21 protein-coding genes and 1 pseudogene are annotated in these 19,485 nt (G+C 64.2%); 10 read left to right on the top strand and 12 right to left on the bottom strand.

Annotated features, from left to right (window positions below; translation table 11 throughout):
* Positions 1 to 23 precede the first annotated feature (23 nt).
* On the top strand, positions 24 to 1,262 hold the full coding sequence (locus tag AC4OR5_RS05970) for a M20/M25/M40 family metallo-hydrolase (protein ID WP_058160073.1): 1,239 nt from the start codon (positions 24 to 26) through the stop codon (positions 1,260 to 1,262).
* Between the two features lie 21 nt (positions 1,263 to 1,283).
* Here AC4OR5_RS05970 and mcpN read toward each other — a convergent pair whose 3' ends face one another.
* Entirely contained in the window at positions 1,284 to 2,879 is a 1,596-nt protein-coding gene (gene mcpN, locus AC4OR5_RS05965; protein ID WP_003090853.1) for a nitrate chemoreceptor McpN, read from the bottom strand.
* 243 nt (positions 2,880 to 3,122) lie between these two features.
* On the opposite strand from mcpN, the gene AC4OR5_RS05960 reads away from it, so the two are divergent.
* Together AC4OR5_RS05960 and AC4OR5_RS05955 are read left to right on the top strand one after the other, a co-directional pair.
* Positions 3,123 to 4,202, top strand: coding sequence for a hypothetical protein (locus tag AC4OR5_RS05960; protein ID WP_058160074.1), 1,080 nt, complete (start codon positions 3,123 to 3,125; stop codon positions 4,200 to 4,202).
* Between the two features lie 435 nt (positions 4,203 to 4,637).
* Entirely contained in the window at positions 4,638 to 5,123 is a 486-nt protein-coding gene (locus AC4OR5_RS05955; RefSeq protein WP_074222628.1) for a hypothetical protein, read from the top strand.
* A gap of 100 nt (positions 5,124 to 5,223) precedes the next feature.
* Here the strand turns inward: AC4OR5_RS05955 and AC4OR5_RS05950 are convergent, their stop codons facing one another.
* The 4 genes from AC4OR5_RS05950 to AC4OR5_RS05935 all read right to left on the bottom strand — a co-directional run bounded on the left by AC4OR5_RS05950 (position 5,224) and on the right by AC4OR5_RS05935 (position 9,081).
* Entirely contained in the window at positions 5,224 to 5,514 is a 291-nt protein-coding gene (locus AC4OR5_RS05950) for a hypothetical protein (protein WP_058160076.1), read from the bottom strand.
* A 96-nt stretch (positions 5,515 to 5,610) separates the two neighbouring features.
* A complete protein-coding gene (locus tag AC4OR5_RS05945) occupies positions 5,611 to 6,207 on the bottom strand; it encodes a hypothetical protein (RefSeq protein WP_023106373.1) in 597 nt (198 codons plus the stop codon).
* A gap of 79 nt (positions 6,208 to 6,286) precedes the next feature.
* Complete coding sequence (locus AC4OR5_RS05940; protein ID WP_033991165.1) at positions 6,287 to 7,321, bottom strand: hypothetical protein; 1,035 nt, start codon at positions 7,319 to 7,321, stop codon at positions 6,287 to 6,289.
* A 443-nt stretch (positions 7,322 to 7,764) separates the two neighbouring features.
* A complete protein-coding gene (locus tag AC4OR5_RS05935) occupies positions 7,765 to 9,081 on the bottom strand; it encodes a sialidase family protein (protein ID WP_023125712.1) in 1,317 nt (438 codons plus the stop codon).
* Positions 9,082 to 9,382: 301 nt separating this feature from the next.
* On the opposite strand from AC4OR5_RS05935, the gene dusA reads away from it, so the two are divergent.
* Together dusA and tal are read left to right on the top strand one after the other, a co-directional pair.
* Entirely contained in the window at positions 9,383 to 10,381 is a 999-nt protein-coding gene (gene dusA / locus AC4OR5_RS05930; RefSeq protein ID WP_058160077.1) for a tRNA dihydrouridine(20/20a) synthase DusA, read from the top strand.
* A 79-nt stretch (positions 10,382 to 10,460) separates the two neighbouring features.
* Entirely contained in the window at positions 10,461 to 11,384 is a 924-nt protein-coding gene (tal, locus tag AC4OR5_RS05925; RefSeq protein ID WP_003090868.1) for a transaldolase, read from the top strand.
* An 87-nt stretch (positions 11,385 to 11,471) separates the two neighbouring features.
* Here the strand turns inward: tal and rssC are convergent, their stop codons facing one another.
* Both rssC and rssB read right to left on the bottom strand, forming a co-directional pair.
* Complete coding sequence (gene rssC, locus AC4OR5_RS05920) at positions 11,472 to 11,954, bottom strand: anti-sigma factor antagonist RssC (RefSeq protein ID WP_003104052.1); 483 nt, start codon at positions 11,952 to 11,954, stop codon at positions 11,472 to 11,474.
* Positions 11,951 to 13,135 carry a two-component system response regulator RssB gene (gene rssB, locus AC4OR5_RS05915; protein ID WP_009313899.1) on the bottom strand — a complete coding sequence of 395 codons (1,185 nt, stop codon included), beginning with the start codon at positions 13,133 to 13,135 and terminating at the stop codon, positions 11,951 to 11,953. Before rssB ends, rssC begins: the two co-directional genes overlap by 4 nt.
* A gap of 245 nt (positions 13,136 to 13,380) precedes the next feature.
* Here rssB and pilZ point away from each other — a divergent pair, with 245 nt between their 5' ends.
* Positions 13,381 to 13,680, top strand: coding sequence for a cyclic di-GMP-binding protein PilZ (pilZ, locus tag AC4OR5_RS05910; RefSeq protein ID WP_003104055.1), 300 nt, complete (start codon positions 13,381 to 13,383; stop codon positions 13,678 to 13,680).
* 57 nt (positions 13,681 to 13,737) lie between these two features.
* On the opposite strand, the gene AC4OR5_RS05905 is transcribed toward pilZ, so the two are convergent.
* Positions 13,738 to 14,442 (bottom strand): MlaA family lipoprotein, encoded by a 705-nt coding sequence (locus AC4OR5_RS05905; RefSeq protein ID WP_003090872.1) that lies wholly within the window; start codon positions 14,440 to 14,442, stop codon positions 13,738 to 13,740.
* A gap of 102 nt (positions 14,443 to 14,544) precedes the next feature.
* Between AC4OR5_RS05905 and AC4OR5_RS05900 the strand changes: the two genes are divergently transcribed.
* Positions 14,545 to 14,949 (top strand): acyl-CoA thioesterase, encoded by a 405-nt coding sequence (locus AC4OR5_RS05900; protein ID WP_058160078.1) that lies wholly within the window; start codon positions 14,545 to 14,547, stop codon positions 14,947 to 14,949.
* A gap of 1 nt (position 14,950) precedes the next feature.
* On the opposite strand, the gene AC4OR5_RS05895 is transcribed toward AC4OR5_RS05900, so the two are convergent.
* Entirely contained in the window at positions 14,951 to 15,670 is a 720-nt protein-coding gene (locus AC4OR5_RS05895; protein ID WP_003104061.1) for a UTRA domain-containing protein, read from the bottom strand.
* A 133-nt stretch (positions 15,671 to 15,803) separates the two neighbouring features.
* Here AC4OR5_RS05895 and pcrP point away from each other — a divergent pair, with 133 nt between their 5' ends.
* From pcrP to AC4OR5_RS05880, 3 genes are all read left to right on the top strand, one after another.
* A complete protein-coding gene (pcrP, locus tag AC4OR5_RS05890; protein WP_023125684.1) occupies positions 15,804 to 16,547 on the top strand; it encodes an HAD superfamily inactivated hydrolase PcrP in 744 nt (247 codons plus the stop codon).
* Entirely contained in the window at positions 16,544 to 17,125 is a 582-nt protein-coding gene (locus AC4OR5_RS05885) for a phosphonate degradation HD-domain oxygenase (RefSeq protein ID WP_003090877.1), read from the top strand. The genes pcrP and AC4OR5_RS05885 overlap by 4 nt, the downstream gene beginning before the upstream one ends.
* Positions 17,126 to 17,198: 73 nt before the next feature.
* Complete coding sequence (locus AC4OR5_RS05880) at positions 17,199 to 17,462, top strand: DUF4404 family protein (RefSeq protein WP_003090878.1); 264 nt, start codon at positions 17,199 to 17,201, stop codon at positions 17,460 to 17,462.
* Positions 17,463 to 17,528: 66 nt separating this feature from the next.
* Here the strand turns inward: AC4OR5_RS05880 and queF are convergent, their stop codons facing one another.
* The 3 genes and pseudogenes from queF to ptrA all read right to left on the bottom strand — a co-directional run bounded on the left by queF (position 17,529) and on the right by ptrA (position 19,460).
* The gene (gene queF / locus AC4OR5_RS05875; RefSeq protein WP_023436210.1) at positions 17,529 to 18,359 is read right to left on the bottom strand and encodes an NADPH-dependent 7-cyano-7-deazaguanine reductase QueF; all 831 of its coding nucleotides are present in this window, start codon (positions 18,357 to 18,359) and stop codon (positions 17,529 to 17,531) included.
* A gap of 117 nt (positions 18,360 to 18,476) precedes the next feature.
* Positions 18,477 to 19,056 (bottom strand): annotated as a pseudogene (gene copI / locus AC4OR5_RS05870) (copper-resistant cuproprotein CopI).
* A 212-nt stretch (positions 19,057 to 19,268) separates the two neighbouring features.
* Positions 19,269 to 19,460, bottom strand: a complete 192-nt coding sequence (gene ptrA / locus AC4OR5_RS05865) for a T3SS anti-activator PtrA (protein ID WP_003090881.1) — start codon at positions 19,458 to 19,460, stop codon at positions 19,269 to 19,271.
* Positions 19,461 to 19,485 lie beyond the last annotated feature (25 nt).

Raw genomic sequence — 19,485 nt, 5'->3', positions numbered from 1 at the left:
CGCCCACCAGACGAGGACCTTCCGTGCACGCCCGCCGCCTGCCCCACCTCTTGCCGCTCGCCCTCGCCTTCCTGCTTTCGCCCGCCGCCTTCGCTGCCGACACGCCAGCCACCGAGCTGCTGCGCCAGGCCGAAGCCGAACGCCCGGCCTACCTCGACACGCTCCGACAACTGGTCGCGGTGGACAGCGGTACCGGCCAGGCCGAAGGCCTCGGCCAGTTGTCCGCGCTGCTCGCCGAACGCCTGCAGGCGCTCGGCGCGCAAGTCCGCAGCGCACTGGCGACGCCCTCGGCCGGCGACAACCTGGTGGCCACCCTCGATGGCACCGGCAGCAAGCGCTTCCTGCTGATGATTCACTACGACACCGTGTTCGCCGCCGGCAGCGCGGCGAAGCGTCCGTTCCGCGAGGGCGCGGAGCGCGCCTACGGACCCGGCGTGGCCGACGCCAAGGGCGGCGTGGCGATGGTGCTGCATGCCCTGGCGCTGCTCAGGCAGCAAGGCTTCAGGGACTACGGACGGATCACCGTGCTGTTCAATCCCGACGAGGAAACCGGCTCCGCCGGCTCGAAGCAACTGATCGCCGAGCTGGCCCGGCAGCAGGACTACGTCTTCTCCTACGAGCCGCCGGACCGGGACGCAGTGACGGTAGCCACCAATGGCATCGACGGCCTGCTGCTCGAGGTGAAGGGTCGCTCGTCCCATGCCGGCTCGGCACCCGAGCAAGGCCGCAACGCCATTCTCGAACTGTCGCACCAGTTGCTGCGTCTCAAGGACCTCGGCGATCCGGCGAAAGGCACCACGCTGAACTGGACCCTCGCCAGGGGCGGCGAGAAGCGCAACATCATTCCCGCCGAGGCTTCGGCGGAAGCCGACATGCGCTACTCGGACCCGGCCGAGAGCGAGCGGGTACTGGCCGACGCCCGGAAGCTGACCGGCGAACGCCTGATCGCCGATACCGAAGTCAGTCTGCGTCTCGACAAGGGTCGTCCGCCTCTGGTGAAGAACCCCGCCTCGCAGCGCCTGGCGGAAACCGCGCAGACGCTCTACGGTCGAATCGGCAAGCGCATCGAGCCGATCGCCATGCGCTTCGGCACGGACGCCGGCTACGCCTACGTGCCCGGCAGCGATAAACCGGCGGTGCTGGAAACCCTCGGCGTGGTCGGCGCCGGCCTGCACAGCGAGGCGGAATACCTCGAACTATCCAGCATCGCCCCGCGCCTGTACCTGACGGTGGCGCTGATCCGCGAGCTGTCCGCCGACTAGCGCCGACGCCCGCAGCCAACCTCAGGTACGGAAGCGACCGAGCACCACACGCAAGCCAGCCATGTGCTCCTTGACCCTCTGGTTGGCCGAAAGCACTGCGGCGGTCCCTTCGTGGGCCTGCTCGGAGAGTCCGGAGACGTTGGTGATGTTGCGGTCGATGTCCTGGGCCACCTGGCTCTGTTCCTCGGCGGCGGTCGCGATCTGCTGGTTGAGGCCGTCCAGCTCTTCCACCGTGGCGACGATGCGCCCCAGCGCCTGGGCCGCGCTGTCGGCCTCGGCGAGGTTGCTCTGGGCATGGCTGGCGCTACCGCGCATGGCGGCTACCGCATCGTTGGCGCCGTCCTGCAACTGCTCGATCAGCCCCTGGATCTCCTGGGTCGACTGCTGGGTACGGTTGGCCAGCGAACGCACCTCATCCGCCACCACGGCGAAGCCGCGCCCGGCCTCCCCGGCCCGCGCCGCCTCGATGGCGGCATTGAGCGCCAGCAGGTTGGTCTGCTCGGCGATGCTGCTGATCACCGTAAGCACCTGGCCGACGCTGCCGGCGTGCTGGTGCAGGGTGTTCAGCGCCAGGGCGGTCTGTTCCAGTTCCTCCGCCAAGGCACCGGTCTGGCTGCTGGCGTGCTCCACCAGACGGCGTCCCTCGTGGGCCAGGGCCGCGGCGTCGCGGGTGGAATGCGCCGCATGGTTGGCGTGGCGGGCGACCTCGGCCACGGTGGCGCTCATCTCGTTCATCGCGGTGGCCACCTGGTCCAGGTCCTGGTGCTGGCGCGCCACCTGGTCGCCGGCGCCGAGCGCCTGCTCCAGGGCCTCGGCCACGTCCTTGTCGGTCTCTGCCGCGCTGCGCTTGACGTTCGCCAGCAGACCGCTGACGTCCTGGCGCATCCGCTCATAGCCGGCGACGATGCGGCCGATCTCGTTGTCCGCATGGCCCGCCGCCAGGGCATGGGTGAAGTTAGCCGCACCGACCTCGGTCAGCGCCACCTCCAACCCGCGCAACTGCCGCATCAGCGGCGCCAGGCCGAACTGCCGGCCGAGCACCACCAGCACCAGGATCGCCAACAGGCAACCGAAGGCGATCCACATCTGGGTGTGCTGGACACTGTCGGCGCGCGCGCTCATCAGCGAGACCAGTTTGTTCAGCTCGCCCAACAGCTCGGTGGAATACTGCGAGAAGCCGCGCAGGTCGACCTGGCTGGCAGGCTGTGCCACCTGGTCGAGCATGGCCCGATAGCGGCCCCAGATCTGCGCCACCTTCTGCCGCTGGGCGGCGATCTCCGGCGCGCCCATCCGGCTCACGTTGCGCTCGGCATTGCCCGCATCCAGGTCGGCGGCCGAGCGCTCGTACTGGGCGATGGTCGCGGCCAGGGCCTTTGGGTCGCCGGCGCCGAGCCGCAATTGCAGCGCCTCGCGGGCCATCTTCTGGCTGAGCATGCGCTGCGCACCGGCCACGTTGATGGTTTCCGGCGAGATCGACATGCTCAGGTACAACGCCACCGAGGCGCAGGCGGCCAGGCCGAACATCAGTGCATAGGACAGTAGGAACTGGGCGTTCAGGGTCTTCAACCCGAGCCCCCGCAGAATCCGATCGAACACCCTGGCGACGCTTTCGTTCATTGGCTTTTCCCCACTGGACTGCAGAAACCGATAACCACGCCATCGGCCCGTCGCGCCTGGGCTTGAATCGTCACTTCGCCGATTCCGTCCCCGAGCGCCTCCCTCTCCAGGGCGTGGCCCCCGGCGGGCAAGGCCTGAAGACAGTTTGCCGCTGCGGCATCGGGACGCGCCCTGTAAACTCTGACAGGTACCCGGCACGCCGCGCCGGAGACGTCATGGAACCCAACCCGCAAGGACGCCCGCGTGATCCCCGTCGCCCCTCTTCCCCTGATCGTCCCGCTCATCTACCTGTCGTCGTTCGTCGCCGGCATCTGGCTGCTGGTCTGGCTATCGCTCCTGGCCTTCAGCCCGCGCGCGCGCCAGCGCTTGCGCCGCCGCTGGCCGAGCCGCAGCCTGCTGATGCTGCTCCTGCTGATCCCGTTGGGACTGCGCGCCTGGCTGGAGATCGGTCTCTGGCAGTACGAGCGCGAACGCGCGCGCGAGGAAGCCGCGCACAGCGCCGTGCTCGAGCGCCCCTCGCGCCTCGGAGGCATCGAGATGCCTGCCGGCACCCGGCTGAAGCTGGAACTCAAGCACCAGCCAGAAAGCTTCCGCGAAGCCGAATTCCCCACCCCGGTGACGATCCGCGGCGTCGCCACCCGCCACCTGCAACGCTGGCTGCAGAGCGAGCAGGACGACCCGCAGGCCCCATGGAAAACCACCGGCGTCCATCCCACTTCGCTGCGCCTGCGTGGCGAGGGCGTCGCCGAGATCGAAGGTTGGCGTTGCGACGCCAGCCAGGAAATCGCCTTCTCCAGCGAGCGCGACGGGCGTCCCGCCGCCTTCGAAGGCTGTAGCCTGGCGACCGGCAACCGCGCCGACGACATCGACTTCCCCGCCGGTGCGCGATTGTTCGCCAGCGATGGCATGGTCTACACCGACGGCTACCGCGACGCCGAGCGCTGGCGGGTAATGCCGGAAACCGGGCAACGGGTGTCGGTGCGCGGCATCGCGCTGAGCGGCGGCGCCCTGGCCTTCGACCGCGACCGCCGCCTGTACGGCCTCGGCGGTACGGTACTCGCCGAGGCCTTGCAACTGGGCGCCTGGCACTACCCGGCGGGCACCGAGGTTAGCCTTTCGCCCCGTGCCGCCTGGCGCGCGCAACATCCGCACGCCTGGCTGTTCAGTCCTACCCGCGAAGCCGCTTCGCATGCCTCCGGCGAACGCCTGGAACACGGCACCTCGCTGTTGCAGACGCTGGACGGCGAGGAACTCGAGCGCCTCGACAACCGCGCGGCAGGAGTCATCGACTTCATCGAACTGGAGATCGGCGACGACCGCTGAACCCGCGCCGCGCGGTTATCTGAGGCTCAGCCGGCAGCGCGGCGGGAAGGGCAATCAGGAAATGGACGAGGCGCATGGACCCTCCGTGGCCATCACTGCGGTATGGCTAGGCATTTCCCCCGATCCTGCGGGAAAAGCGATACCGCTTCGCTTGCCGCACAGCGAAACAGGGCTAGCCTTATCAAGGTGACTTTCTCCTATGGTGGTCACCAAAGCCCCGGGGGCCGCTCATCCCCCCGGGGCTTTCCCTCTCACCTGCTGCCTCTCCCCTCCTTGATACAGCAGCCCATCGCAGTTCAACGAGGAAACCCGATGAAACTCAGCATTGTCGCCCTGGGCCTGTTGTCCATGGCAGGGGTGCTCATCTGCACCTATCTGATCCTGAAATCGCTCAGTGCCATCTGATATCGCTCATCTACGAAGCTGTGGATGCCCATGGGCAGATCCAGCAGTCCGCGCGTAGGATGGGCAGGCACGCTTCCTGCCCATTTTCCGCCAGGAAAAGAGAGGAATTCCTTTCCGAGATTTCCACAGAGGTCATGGATGAAAAAAAGCTCCCTGCTGATACTGAGCGTACTCCTCGCCGCCTGCGGCCCCGACAAGCTGATTTCCGACCTGCCGTCGCCGAACGGGCAATACCACGTCGAGGTTCGGAAATGCCCGGAGAAAGGTTCGATCACCTGGGGCGAAGAAATACAGGTCTCCCTCCTCGAAACCGGGAAATCGGAAAAGTGCCATTCAGTCGTGCAGTCGCTGGCGCAATTCGACCTGCGCGCATCCGCGGACGAATTGCAATTGGAGTGGCTGTCCGATACGGAACTCAGGGCCTGGCACCCTGGCTTCGAGCCCGGCAACCAAGCGGACGGCTCGCGCCTGAAGGGCGATGCGCCGGTGAAGATGGTCTTTGCGCCGAAGCGCTGAGCGATTCAAAGGACGCACCTGTATTCCGCCGCTAGCAAGGGAGATGTCAAAGCAGTCCGCTTACTCGAGTTCCACACTCGCGGGAGCCGCGAGTGCCTGATTAAAGACTGGAAAAGATGAAACAAAGCGGCGCCATCCACAGCGCCAGGTTGATCATCCATTGCAGCGCTCTTTCGCGAGCGCTCCCCAGCTTTCGCTGCTGGAGCACGAATGCCAACGCAGGGGAATGCAGCAACAGGGCGCAGGCAGGAAAGACCAGCAGGTAGGCGAACAGCCCAGGCGCATTCATATTGGGATAGCTATGGCTGTCGAGCGATCGCCAGTACGCCACCAGGAAAGCGCTCGCGACCGCGAGGCTGAGCCCCAGGCTGATGCGGCTATACCACTTCATCGATACCCTCCCGACGCGCCTTCCGGACCTACGCCGATCGTTCCGGAAAACGGCCCGAACCGCCTCGCCTCACCACCCTGCTTCAGTCAGAGCGGCTCAGGGCTTCCGGGGCTCGTTGCCGAGCAGACGATCGAGTTCGCCCATGACGCGATCGCTCTTGGCCTCTTCGAGCTTGCGCCGGGCCTCGGCGAGATTGGCCTGGGCGCGCTCCATCTCGACCATGCCGACGGCGGTGATCACCGCCTGCAATGGCACGCCCCTGCCGGTGGAGCGCATGCCGTTGCGTTCGCGTTGCTGCGGCGCGCAGATGAACTGGAGGACAGCCTCATGGCTTTCGTTGGGCAGCGGGGTCCAGCCCTTGGCGAAGGTGAACTGGAGGTTCGTGGGTTGCCCGTTGTTGGAGAAGGTCTTGGCATTGACCACCTTCACCTCTCGCGTATCGCAGCGGTACTGATGCGCGCTGAGCAGATGGAAGGAGTCGAACAGCATGGCGATCTGCACCTGCCAGGCGTTTTCGATACCTGGCACCGGTGCCAGCGAATCGGCATCGGCCAGGAACACGTCAAGCTCGGCAGGGTCGTCGCCCTTGTGTACCACCCACCAGTCTTCGGCCCAGGCATGGCCGGATGCGGCCAGCAGCACGGCGCACAGCCAAGTCGCGGCACTGCGGGAAACCTTGCGATATACGTTCATGTCACCTTCCTTTGTGGGGAAACGCTTCCCTGCCGATCGTGGATAGGGGCGGCACCCGGCGCCCCTGAGCGAACACCCGCTATTTCAATGACAGCGGCACGCCCCAGACCGGGTCTTCCATGCCCTGCTTGCGCAGCGGAGTGATCTGCAGGGGCTGGAGCCTGGACAGCAGTTGCCGGTGCTTGTCGCTCAGGGCCCGCTGGGCGATCAGGGACTGGCTGAAGTCCATCGGCGCCGGCCAGGTGTAGACGGTCAGGTTTTCCAATGGGCATTCGATCTTCTTCGGATCGATCGCCCGGCACTTCGACTGCTGGTACTTGTAGCCGGGGGTCTTCAGGTGCATGCGCGGGGCCAGCAGCAATTGCCCGCCCTGCACGCTGAAGCTGGCCAGCGCCTTGTCGACCGGCAGGCGCGCCTGGACCTTGATCGAGGGCACGTCGCGGGAATCGGTCTGCTGGTAATAGCCGGCCTGGGAGCCCTGGGTCGTCTGCGTGTATTGCTGCTCGCCCCAGCTCACGCAGGCGCCCGAGGCCACATGCACGGCGGTGCAGACCTTCTCGGTCTTGATCTCGCTGCCATAGGTGGCATCTTTCCAGACTTCTTCCCGGTAGTACTCGCGATACAGCTCGGGGGACAGGTACGCGGTGCCGTTGGCGCCATGGCCCGAACCGGGCGGACCGCTGCGGGCGCCGATCTGGTCGAGCAAGCCATGGATCTGGTAGTCGTCGCCGCCGGTCAGCAGGTACTTGCCGGGCGGCAGGATATGCACCTCGAAGGCCTTGAACAGATAGGTCTCGTCGGGCTTCCGCTGCAGCGCGTTGGTCTGGAACTTGCGGCCGAAGGTCACCTTCGGGTCCTTCTCGTACTCCCAGATCGCCGTTGGCGTCCACTGGGTCATGGTCAGGGCATCGCTCAGGGACTTGTGCGGCATCACGTCGGCCACCAGTACCACGGCCATGTTCCCCTTCAGCGCCTGGTCCACCAGGTCCAGCATCTGCGCGTTGCGCGGATCGTCCATGCTGCCATAGGCGCCCGAATCGAGTTCCGACACGCAACCGGAAAGGCAAAGCAGCAAGGCGGCGGAAAGGGCAAAACGCGGGCGGGGCAGTCTCATGCATCGATCCTTGATAGAGGCTGGTGCGGGTCGTCGGACGGCCCATCTTACTGGCCCCAGCCTGGATCGCAATATTTCAAATGAACTAGGTCGGCAGGGGCACACCGGCAGGGCCAGGAGCTGCCACGGCCCTCGTTGGTTCTACGCCTCCGCAGACCTCCAGGCGTTGGGAGCGGCGTTGTCTGGCAGGCCAGGCTCGGGAAACGTGCACATCCGGAAGAGTGGTAATCCCGCGCGCATTGAGGCCACGCCAGTCTCTTCGGAGAGTTTCCAGATGTACCAGGTGTAAGCACTATATTACGGAGGTTTTGTCAGTGACTGAAAAACGGTGGCAGCCTACCCTTACCGCTGCAGTTTTTAATGGGCCGAGCAAGCTGGACCTCCTGCCCTTCCGGTAGATGCGATTCAGCAATCGCTCCGCTTGATTTCTAGTCAGTGGGCAGCTAAATCCATGCTCTGACCCGATAATACCCGGTAGCGAATCGAGTCGTGGCACTATTGTCGATTCCTCCGAAATATCCCGTACCCCATACTGCCGCTCCAGTTCCAAGCCGAATACTCAAGCTACCCACTTCAACCTGAGCCCCACTGCCTTTATGCCCTCCATCATTGAAATAACTGGGCATGACAATGTTCCATGTTGATGGACTCGATGACCTTGCAAACTCAACGACCACCCGACGCGGCGACCTCTGGAGTCCATGACTCAGGGTATACAAACTATTTGAAGAAACAGAAAACCAGTCTGACTCAAAATCCGGGACTCCTCCCAGATACACTTCAAACTGATAAGCTCCCGACGTCGTAGAAGACGTCTCCCTGAATAGATTACCCAGTATTCTTCGACCTCCCAAAACGACTTGACTAGTATAACCGGAGGCGGCTGGCGCACTATACACAGGAACACGCTCCGTCCAGCCGGAGGAGCCTGCTACGGCTTTCGCCAGCAGGATTGTTCTGTAATAACAAAAATGAGTCGTTCTGTTCGTGTATAAGAGAACTACATGTGGTGTACCTCCCTCAGAATAAACATAGGAGAGAGAAGGGGCTACGAGAATATCGGTAGAGTCACCATTTTGTGCAGTCACATTACCCTGATCAGTCCATGTGCCGCCGTCATCCAGACTTATAAACTGACGTAACGCTCCTCCGGCACCAGATCCTACTCTGGCTACAGCCAGAATTACGCCATCTCCCACAGGAAGGTAAGAAGTCTCATTGTATGGTGTGTTCCCGCTGTAGATCGTGCTTCCTTCGCCCCACGTTTCTCCGCCATCAGAAGACTCTAGCCATTTCAGTTCATAATTGACTCCCGTCGCCGCGTAAAGAGGAATCACATAGCGCGCCCCTACTTGAAAACTTTTTCCATGAGCAAAATTATAATCCGCCCCACCTCTAGCCAATGTGAATTTATGTACCCATGTCACACCTGAATCATCAGATACATAGACCTTCACCTCTCCTGTTTCATAAACCGTCGAGGCCGCGACGATCCTTCCGCTAGGCATCGTCCCACCAGCTACATCTCGAAAATCCTGTCCTCCCGCCTGGGCAACTATTGTAGGCGCACTCCAAATACCACCCTCCAGTTTACTGAAAACAACACGCCCATCACTACCACCTACATGCTCTGTTGCCCGCCTATATATTAGGTACAAACTTCCATCTGACAATATATCCATTTGGCCAAAATGATCATAATATGATTCATACAGAGCCTTTCCCACTAGCCGATGCGGAATATCAAAATAAGTATTCATCCCTCACTCCTTCGGTCAAATTAGGCCAACACACTCGCCACCACTCAACAGCTCTACCCTACAAACCTTGACTACCCGGCCAACTATAAAATTCTTCAAAAATAAATATTGAAAAAATTCCTGATGAAAAACTCTTGAATGAATACAGGTGCCGGACCGACGGCAGACTTATAATCATCTCGGCATCCCACCAGCCTCGGCTCTTGCACGCATTCACACTAGCACGCTCATCGCGCCCCTCCTCCACCTCCATACCTGATAAAATCCCTCGCCCTGCTCCGCTCTCCCTGCCGAAGTCCCGATGCGCCCAGAACCGACTACCATCCCCGCCGCCCTCTCCCGCCGCTTCTCCGTTGCGCCAATGATGGACTGGACCGATCGCCACTGCCGCTTCTTCCTGCGCCAGTTGTCCCGTCACACCTTGCTCTACACCGAGATGGTCACTACCGGCGCGTTGCTGCACGGCGATCGCCAGCGCTTCCTCCGCTACGACGAGTGCGAGCACCCGCTGGCGCTGCAACTGGGCGGCAGCGTGCCGGCGGAATTGGCGGCCTGCGCGCGGCTGGCGGAAGAGGCCGGCTACGACGAGGTCAACCTCAACGTCGGTTGCCCCAGCGACCGGGTCCAGCACAACATGATCGGCGCCTGCCTGATGGGGCATCCGGCGCTGGTGGCGGACTGCGTGAAGGCGATGCTGGATGCGGTGGAGATAGCGGTGACGGTGAAGCACCGCATCGGTATCAACGGGCGCGACAGCTATGCCGAACTCTGCGATTTCGTCGGCCAGGTGCGCGAGGCCGGCTGCCGGAGCTTCACCGTGCATGCGCGGATCGCCATCCTCGAAGGGCTCTCGCCCAAGGAAAACCGCGAGGTGCCGCCGCTGCGCTACGAGGTCGCGGCGCAATTGAAGAAGGACTTCCCGGACCTGGAGATCGTCCTCAACGGCGGCATCAAGACCCTCGAGGCCTGCCGCGAGCACCTGCAGACCTTCGACGGCGTGATGCTCGGTCGCGAGGCCTACCACAACCCCTACCTACTGGCCGCGGTGGACAGCCAGTTGTTCGGCAGCGAAGCGCCGCCGCTCAGTCGCAGCGAGGCCTTGCTCCGTCTGCGTCCGTACATCGAGCGACACCAGGCCGAAGGCGGCGCGATGCATCACGTGACCCGCCATATCCTCGGCCTGGCCCAGGGCTTCCCCGGCTCCCGGCGATTCCGCCAGTTGCTCTCGGTGGACGTGCACAAGGCCGCCGATCCGCTACGGGTTTTCGACCAGGCGCTGGAACTTCTGGCGGGGCGATAGCTCCCATTGAGCCGCGCCTGCGGCTCGGGTAAGGTCGGGGGATTCTTCTTCCCAAGAACCCACCTGACAAGACCTCGCCATGACTTCGAAGCTGGAACAACTCAAGCAATACACCACGGTGGTCGCCGACACCGGCGACTTCGATGCCATTGCCCGCCTGAAGCCGGTGGACGCCACCACCAACCCGTCGCTGCTGCTCAAGGCCGCTGCCCTGCCGCGCTACGCCGAGCACCTTCGACAGGCTACCGCGGGTAGCGGCGGCGACGCCGGACTGGCTTGCGACCGCTTCGCCGTGGCAGTCGGCAAGGACATCCTCGGAGTCATTCCCGGACGTATTTCCACCGAAGTCGACGCGCGCCTGTCGTTCGACAGCGAGGCCACCCTCGCCCGCGCCCACCGCCTGATCGAGCTGTACGACGAACAGGGCATCGACCGCGAGCGGGTGCTGATCAAGATCGCCTCCACCTGGGAAGGAATCCGCGCCGCCGAGATTCTGGAACGCGAGGGCATCCAGACCAACCTGACCCTGCTGTTCTCCTTCGCCCAGGCGGTGGCCTGCGCCGACGCCGGGGTGTTCCTCATCTCGCCGTTCGTCGGGCGCATCTACGACTGGTACAAGAAGAGCGAGAACCGCGACTACGCCGGCGCCGAGGATCCCGGCGTGCAGTCGGTCTCGCGCATCTATCGCTACTACAAGGCCAACGGCTACAAGACGGTGGTGATGGGCGCCAGCTTCCGCAATCTCGGCCAGATCGAGCAACTGGCCGGCTGCGACCGCCTGACCATCAGTCCCGACCTGCTGCAACAACTGGCTGACGCCCAGGGCGAGCTGCCGCGCCTGCTGCTGCCGGGCGAAGGCGAGCCGCGCCAGGTGCTCGACGAGAGCGCTTTCCGTTGGCAGATGAACGAGGACGCCATGGCCACCGAAAAGCTGGCCGAAGGCATCCGCCTGTTCGCACGCGACCAGGAAAAGCTCGAATACCAGTTGGCGACCCGCCACTGATCGCCGCTGCCGGCGGGACGCGCATGCAGGGCGTCCCGTTCCGGCGCAGCGGAGGATTCAGCAGGAATTCGGGAAGGGATCGACCGGTTAATGGCGCTCCAGGGCGCTGACCAGGTCGTGGAAGGCTTCGCGGTTGGATTCGTTGAGGCCCATCAGGATGCGGTGCGCCTCCAGGACCTTGTCGCGCACCACATCTTCCGACTGGTCCTGCGGCGGCAGGTCGGACAGGCACTCCGGACACGGAATCGGACGATCGACGATATTGAACACCTGATCGAAACCCATCGACTGCAACAGACGGGTAATGTCCGGATTGGTGGTCACCAGCGTGGGCAACAGGCCGATTTTCTGCCGCGACAGGATGGACAGCTTGGCCAGCAGGCCGAGCGTGGTGCTATCGATGCTCTGGGTTTCCGTAAGATCGATGATGATCGCCGAGAAATTCAGCGCAGCGAAGATCTTTTCGATGGTGGAATCCAGGGCCGAGCACAGGGTGAGGCGGACCTCACCGACGAATTTCAGAACGAAGGAGCCGTTCTGTTCGGCAAACTGGATTTTACCGGTACTCATGCAAGGTTCCTGCTCAACACCAGCAAGGCGATATCATCCGGCATCTCCGCCAGGTTGGCCAGCCCGAAGACCTGGCGCAGCCCGTCGAGGGTGCCTCCGGCGGCTGCCACCTGCTCCGGTAGCGAAGCCTCTTTCTCCTTCAGCGTAGCTCCTGGCAGCACATCGAGGATGCCATCGGAAAACAGCGACAGGCTGAAGGAAGGGGGCAACTCCATGACCCGGTCGTCATAGCTCGCATCGTCGAACAGGCCCACCGGCAGGCCACGGCCTTCCAGGTAGCTCGCCTGCCCGTCGACGAACAGTACCGGGAGCGGCAGGTGGCCGCCGATGCTGTAGGTCAGGCTGTTCTTCTCCAGGTCGATGACCCCGCCGAGCATGGTCACGTGCTTGCCCAGCTTGGTATTGATCAGGCCGCGGTTGATGTGCGCCAGCACCTCGGACGGCTTGAACTCCGGGAGCGTGCCGTTGCGCCGTGACTCGTAGAGCAGACGCGTGGTCATGAACTTCAGCAGCACCGTGACGAAGGCCGAGGAAGCGCCATGGCCGGAAACGTCGGCCAGGTAGAACGCCACGCGTCGCTCGTCGACCCGGAAGTAGTCGACGAAGTCGCCAGAGAGATACAGCGACGGAATGATCCGGTGGGAAAACTCCAGCCCCTCGATGCTCCACGGCGTCACCGGAAGCATGTTCATCTGCACCTGGCGTCCGGCGTTCTGGTCTTCCTGGAGCAGGTTCAGGCTGGCCTGCAATTCGCGGTTGGCGGCTTCCAGCTTGTCGCGGTAGCGCTGGTTCTCGACCCGCAGGTAGGCGCGATCCAGGGCCCGGCGCACCGAATGCTCGAGCACCGCGAGGTCTTCCAGGGGCTTGATCAGGTAGTCGGCGGCGCCCAGGCGCAAGGCTTCCACCGCATCGCTCATCACGCCGGCTCCGGAAAGCACGATGATCGGCGTTTCCGAAGCGGTCTGGCGGATGCGGCGGATCAGTTCGAGGCCGTCGATCTGCGGCATGCGCAAATCGCAAATGACCAGGTCCGGCTGTTCGCTTTCGAAGATCTGCAGGCCCTGCAGACCGTTGAGGGCCTGCAACACCTTGAAGTTGCTGTCTTCCAAGTAGGCGGCGAGGCTTTCGCGCACCACCTCGTCGTCATCGATGATCAGCAGCGTGGCACTGACTTTATGCATGGGTCATCCAGGCAAACGGCGCCGGAAACAGTGGGTCCTAGGCGCTTATTGTAAGTGACAACAGCGCGGCTACGGGGTTCGACAAGGCGCAGACGGTACTCCCATCCGTTGAGCAGTTCAAGCCGTTGACCTTTGCCGGAAAATCCGCCTTTGTCCGTCCGATCCCGTCCGCACGGTATAAACTTTGACGATAATCGCCAGGATTGCCAGTCGCCCCCCATCGCCCCGACCATGAGGATCAGCCCATGCAGCCCATCGAGCACAACTACAGCGAGAAGCGCGACTTCATCCGCATGAAGCTCGACACCCCGGTCACCATCCGCTGCGAAGGCCGCGAGTCGGTGGCCCTGTGCCGGGACCTGTCCGCCAGCGGGCTGCTGCTGGAAGCGCAAAGCGAGCTGGCTCCGGGCGACCACCTGCGGGTGAGCATCCCGTCCACCCACGAGACCCTCACCGGCCTGGAACTGGAAGCCCGCGTGGTGCGCTGCGAACGGCTCGGCCCGGGGCGGCATAGCCTGGGGCTGAGCATCGTCGCGATCCACTGAAACGACGAAAGGCGACCCAAGGGCCGCCTTTCCAGGTGTCGCACGAAGCGGGTCGACTTAGAAGTCGTCCTCCACCTCGCCGTCCTTGACCTTGAATTCGCGGTTCTGCAGGTAGGCGTTGCGGATGAAGATGTACTTGTCGCCGCTGATCAGTTTTTCCGACTTCAGCAGGTTGGCACGGGTGTCGACGGTGTTGATGCCGAACATCACGTTGCGCGCGCGTACGTCGTCCATGTAGTGGTAGGGACCGACATAGATGTCCGGGATCTTCGCCGGGGCATCGCGCAGCGTGCTCGGGCCGAGGAACGGCAGCATCACGTACGGGCCGCTGCCGACGCCCCAATAGCCCAGGGTCTGGCCGAAGTCCTCGTCGTTGCGCTGCAGGCCCATCGGGGTCGCCACGTCGATCAAGCCGGCCAGACCGAAGGTGCTGTTGAACAGCAGGCGGCTGGTGTCCACACCGGCATTGTGGAACTTGGCCTGCAACAGGTTGTTGGCCAGGTTCTTCACGTCGCCGAGGTTGTTGAAGAAGTTGTGCACGCCGTCCTGAACGAAGTTCGGGGTGACCTTCTGGTAACCCTGGGCCAGCGGTTTCAGCGCATAGGTGTCCAGGGTGTCGTTGAAGGTGAAGATGGGACGGTTGATGCTTTCCCAAGGGTCTTCTTCACTGGCCGCCAGGGACAGCGTGGGTGCCAATGCGAGGCTGGCGCAAGCCAGGATTCGGGCACTACGTTCGATCCAGTTCACGCCGCGGGCGCGCATTGCTGTATCTCCTTTGCATGACTAGTCTTGGCCGCCAGCGCGGCTTCAGCGTGCGCGCAGTATATAGGCTCGCATCGATTTTGAGACTAGAAGAGTTACGAGATGGCTGACAGACAATTGCTACACACGGCCCATATCCCGGTGCGCTGGGGCGACATGGACAGCTACGGGCACGTCAACAACACCCTCTATTTCCAGTACCTGGAAGAAGCACGGGTGGCCTGGTTCGAAACCCTCGGCATCGACCTGGAAGGCGCTGCCGAGGGGCCGGTGGTGCTGCAAAGCCTGCACACCTACCTGAAGCCGGTGGTGCATCCGGCCACCGTGGTGGTGGAACTGTACGCCGGCAAGCTGGGCACCAGCAGCCTGGTACTGGAACATCGCCTGAGCACCCTGGAAGATCCGCAAGGCACCTATGGCGAAGGCCACTGCAAGCTGGTCTGGGTGCGCCACGCGGAAAACCGTTCGACGCCCGTGCCGGACAGCATACGCGCCGCGATCACCTGACTCAGGCGCCCGGATAGGCCGCGTCGAGCACGATCTCCAGGGCGTCCGGGCGCCAGAACTCCTGGTCGAACTCGACCACCCTCTGCCCCTCCGCGTAACTCAGTCGCTCCAGGTACAGCGCCGGCGAACCCGGCGCCAGTTGCAGCGGCTCGGCCTGGGCCGCGTTCAGCGCGGTCGGGTGCATCGCCAGTTGGCAGCGCGTCGGCTGCAGGCCGAAACGCTCGCGCAGCAGGCTCATCAGCGAAGTATCGAGGTCGTGATCCAGCAGGCCCGGGCACCACCCGGCATCCAGGGCGATCAGTTCGATCAGCACCGGACGCTCGTCCACCCAGCGGCGCCGTTGCAGGAAATACACCGGCGCGCTGTCCTCCAGCCCCATCCGCTTGGCCAGCCAGGCGCCGGCTGCTCGCCGCTCGGCGTGCAACGTCTCGGTACGCGGCTGGCGTCCCTGGGCGCTGACGTATTCCATGAAGCCGGTGGTACGGGTCGGGTTGTAGCGGATCCGCGGCGGCGCGACGAACCAGCCGCGGCGGTTCTCGCGATAGACCAGGCCTTCGGTTTCCAGTTGCTGCAGGGCTTCGCGAAGGGTGATGCGGGTACACAGGAAGCGCTCGGCCAACTCCCGCTCGGAGGGAAGTTTCACCTGCAGCACGCCCTGGGCGATATCCGCGGCGAGCTGGTCGCGGATGCGCAGGTACTGACGAGATTGATCGACCGGCATGACGGCCTCGCTGATTCAGACCGGCCGATTATAACGGCAGCCCGTCGGCCTATCGCCACTGCCACGAAAACGTCACGGCGGCGTCACAAAACCCCTCTAGGCTGGCCTAGACCATTTGCCAGACGCCTTTCGCATGCCCAGCTCCGACCAACTCCCGCGCTTCACCGCCCTGCTCTTCGGACTCTCCGGCGGACTGGTGGATTTCGGCGCCCGGACCCTGTCCCTGGCGCTGCTGCGCAGCCATCCGCATAGCCCTGCCGAACACCTCCGCGACGCCAGTCTGCTGCCCTTCGCCGAGGCACAAAGCTTCCTGTTGCAGCGCAAGCCGAACAAGAGCGAGCGCCAGCGCCTGGAGCAGGCCCTCGACGAAGCCGCCGGGGAACAGGCCGAGGCCATCGCCGGTGCCGTGGCCCTGTTGGAGAGCCTGGACGAACAACGGATTCCCTACGCCTGGCAGGACGAGCTACCGGAATCGGTCTGCCAGCGCCTTGCCGCGCCGCTCGGCCGAGCGAACGCCCTGATCCCCCTCGCCGGCGCGCGCCCCTGGCCGGCCCCCGATGGCTGCTGGCAGGCCCTCGCCCGGCTGGGCATCGAGCGCCTCGACGGCTGCGTGCTGGTCAGCGCCCAACCGCGTCAACTCCAGGCCGGACTCAATGCCGGGCTATGGACCATCGGCCTGGCCGCCAGCGGGCCGTCGTGCGGCCTCTCGCCGGCCGACTGGGACGCTCTCGGACACACCGAGCGCGACCGCTTGCGCGCCGACGCCACCCTGGAACTGTACCGCCTGGGCGTGCATTCCGTGATCGATCACCTGGGCGAGTTGCAACCCTGCCTGCACGACCTCGCCGTCCGCCGCCTGAAAGGAGAAAAACCATGAGCCGCGCCCGTCACCGCTTTCTCGACGAACTGGCCGAACGCTTCGCCAGCCATGGCGCCGAGCCCTATGGCGAGGCAGTCAGCCAGGCCGAGCACGCGCTGCAGTGTGCGACCCTGGCCGAGCGCGCCGGCTGCTCGGACAGCCTTGTAGTCGCCGCCCTGCTGCACGATATCGGCCACCTCTACGAAGACCCGGCGCAGATCGACGAGGAGGACCTGCGCCACGAGGAATTCGGCGCACGCCTGCTACGCGAGCTGTTCCCCGAGTCGGTCTGGCAGCCGGTGCGCCTGCACGTATCGGCCAAGCGCTTCCTCTGCGCGGTGGACCCGAGCTACCACGCCAGCCTGTCGCCGGCCTCCCGGCACAGCCTGGTGCTGCAAGGCGGGCCGTTCGACGAGCGTGCCGCCGCGGCCTACATCAAGGCGCCCTATGCCCAGGACGGCCTGACCCTGCGCCGCCTCGACGACCTGGCCAAGGACCCGGCCATGCGCACTCCCGAACTGACGCACTTCTTCCCGCTGCTGGAACGCCTGCTGCGGATTGATCCGGATCGCGCACATCTGCGCCCGACAGGTTAATCTGTTCGGCATGGACGGACCTTTCGGCGCCCGCCGGAGGTCCACCGAAGACTTGTACGTCGAGGGAAATACCATGCCGAAAGAGAGTCTGCTGCGCGAACTGTCCGCCCTGCGCGAGCAACTGGAGCAACAACCGCCGCTGAACGAAGAGCAGCGCGCCGAACTGGAACTCCTGATCAGGGACATCGAACTGAAACTGGCCAACGAGGACGCCCTCAACGAAGGCAGCCTGGTCGATGGGGTCAACCTCGCCGTCGAGCGTTTCGAGGTCAGCCACCCGACCCTCGCCGGCACGCTCCGCTCCATCGTGCAGAGCCTGGCCAACATGGGTATCTGAACGACTTGCCGAAATGAAAAGCCCCGGCATGGCCGGGGCTTTTTCGTATCCGCGTGTTGCGAGGCGTTACTGGCGCACCAGGCGACGGTTGTCCGGCGCGACCTCCGCCAGGCTGCGGTAGGGATTGATATCCAGGCCGCCACGGCGTACGTAGCGCGCGTAGACGCTGAGCGCCTGCGGCTGCAGCAGGCGCTGCAGGTCGAGGAAGATGCGTTCGACGCACTGTTCGTGGAAGTCCTGGTGCTGGCGGAAGGAAACCAGGTAGGCCAGCAGGCTGGCCGGGTCCAGCGCCGGGCCCCGGTAGTCGACCACCAGGGTGCCCCAGTCGGGCTGGCCGGTGACCGGGCAGTTGGACTTGAGCAGGTGGCTGTAGAGCTGCTCCTCGACGATCCGCCCAGCGTCGCAGCGCAGCAGTTCCGGGCGCGGCTGCTCGTAGCCGTCGACGGCGATGTCCAGCTCGTCGATGCAGCGCCCCGGCAGGCGCCCGATGCCCTCCTCGGCCACCTCGTCGAGGCTGCGCAGGCGCACGCCCACGGGCGCACCGGCAGCGGCCGAGAGATCTTTCTCCAACACCGTACGGAGCGCCTCGCGACTGTCGAAGGCGGACTGGTTGAGAGAATTGAGGTAGAGCTTGAACGACTTCGACTCGATGATGTTCGGCGAGTCCGCCGGGATCGAGAACTCACCGATCGCCACCACCGGCTTGCCGGCCGGGGTCAGCCAGGACAGCTCGTAGCAGTTCCAGATATCCACGCCGCGATAAGGCAGGGTCTCGGCGCTCAGGCCAAGCTCGGCCCATTTCGCCGTGCGTGAAATGGGGAACAGCAGCGACGGCGTATAGCTGGAGACGTATTCGCTGGTCTTGCCCAGCGGCGAATGTTCGGCGGGATGCTGCATGAGGGAAACCTGCTGGATGAATCGCGCAGGGCCCTTCCCCGCGCGCCGCGCCGCACTGGCGGGCGGCGGCAAGTGTATACGGATCGGCCGGCATCTTCACGCCGGCCGTCCGCCGGCTCAGGGCTGCACGGTCAGTTGACCGACCATCCCGGCCTGGTAGTGGCCGGGGATGTTGCAGGCGAACTCCAGCCGGGTGGCCTTGGCGAAGGTCCAGGTCAGCTCGGCGCTCTTGCCCGGCTCGACCAGTACGCTGTTGGGGTCGTCGTGCTTCATCATCCGGCCATGGTCCATGCCGGCCATGCCCGGGCCCATCTGGCTATGGTCCATCGACGCCATGCCGGTCGGGGTGAGCATCCCGGACTGCTGCATCTCCAGCATTTCCTTCTGGTGCTCGGCATGCATCGCCGCGTCGCCCAGGTTGAACTCGTGCAACAGCTTGCCTTCGTTCTTCAGCACGAAGCGGACCGTCTCGCCGGCCTTGACCTCGATCGCCCGCGGCTTGAAGTACATGTCGCCGAGCACCACCTCGATGCTGCGGCTGGCCTGCGCGGCCTGGGCCGGCTTGCCGAAGGCCTGGCCATGGGCCGGAGAAGCCTGGGCGCTGGCGCCGAAAAGCACGCCGAGGACGATCAGGGAAGCGGGAAGCAGGCGACGCGGAAACATACGGGGAATCTCCATCGGGGTTGATGTCGCCTATCCTGTGCCGCTACGCCTGCCGGCTGGCTGTCGGGAGCATTACATCTTTGTCAGCTTGCCGCCGTTGCGGACCGCGAAGGCTAAGATCGCCCAGCGCCACCGACGGGCATAAAAAACCCGCCGACCGGAAACCAGGAAACCGGTGGCGGGTGAAGACGGGATCGGAGCCCTCCGTCATCCCGTGTGGAGCCGGGGGGATGGAAGAACTGGCGATCAGCAGTTTTCCTTGTCCTTCTTCGTCGCTTCGGCCTGCTTCGCCAGTTTCTCCTGGTGCGCGGCACGAGCCTTGGCGGCCTGGGCCTGCATGCGCTCGAAGACGATGTCGCCGCCGCTGTCGGCCATGGCCGGAACGGTCGGGGCGAGGACCAGCAGGAAAGCGAGGGTGGAGGCAGTGAAGGTACGCATGGGAAGTCTCCTCGAATGAGTTCCC

This window comes from Pseudomonas sp. YA1, assembly GCF_058680555.1.
The sequence above is the reverse complement of the archived record's forward strand: the minus strand, read 5'-3'. Positions and strand labels throughout refer to the sequence as shown.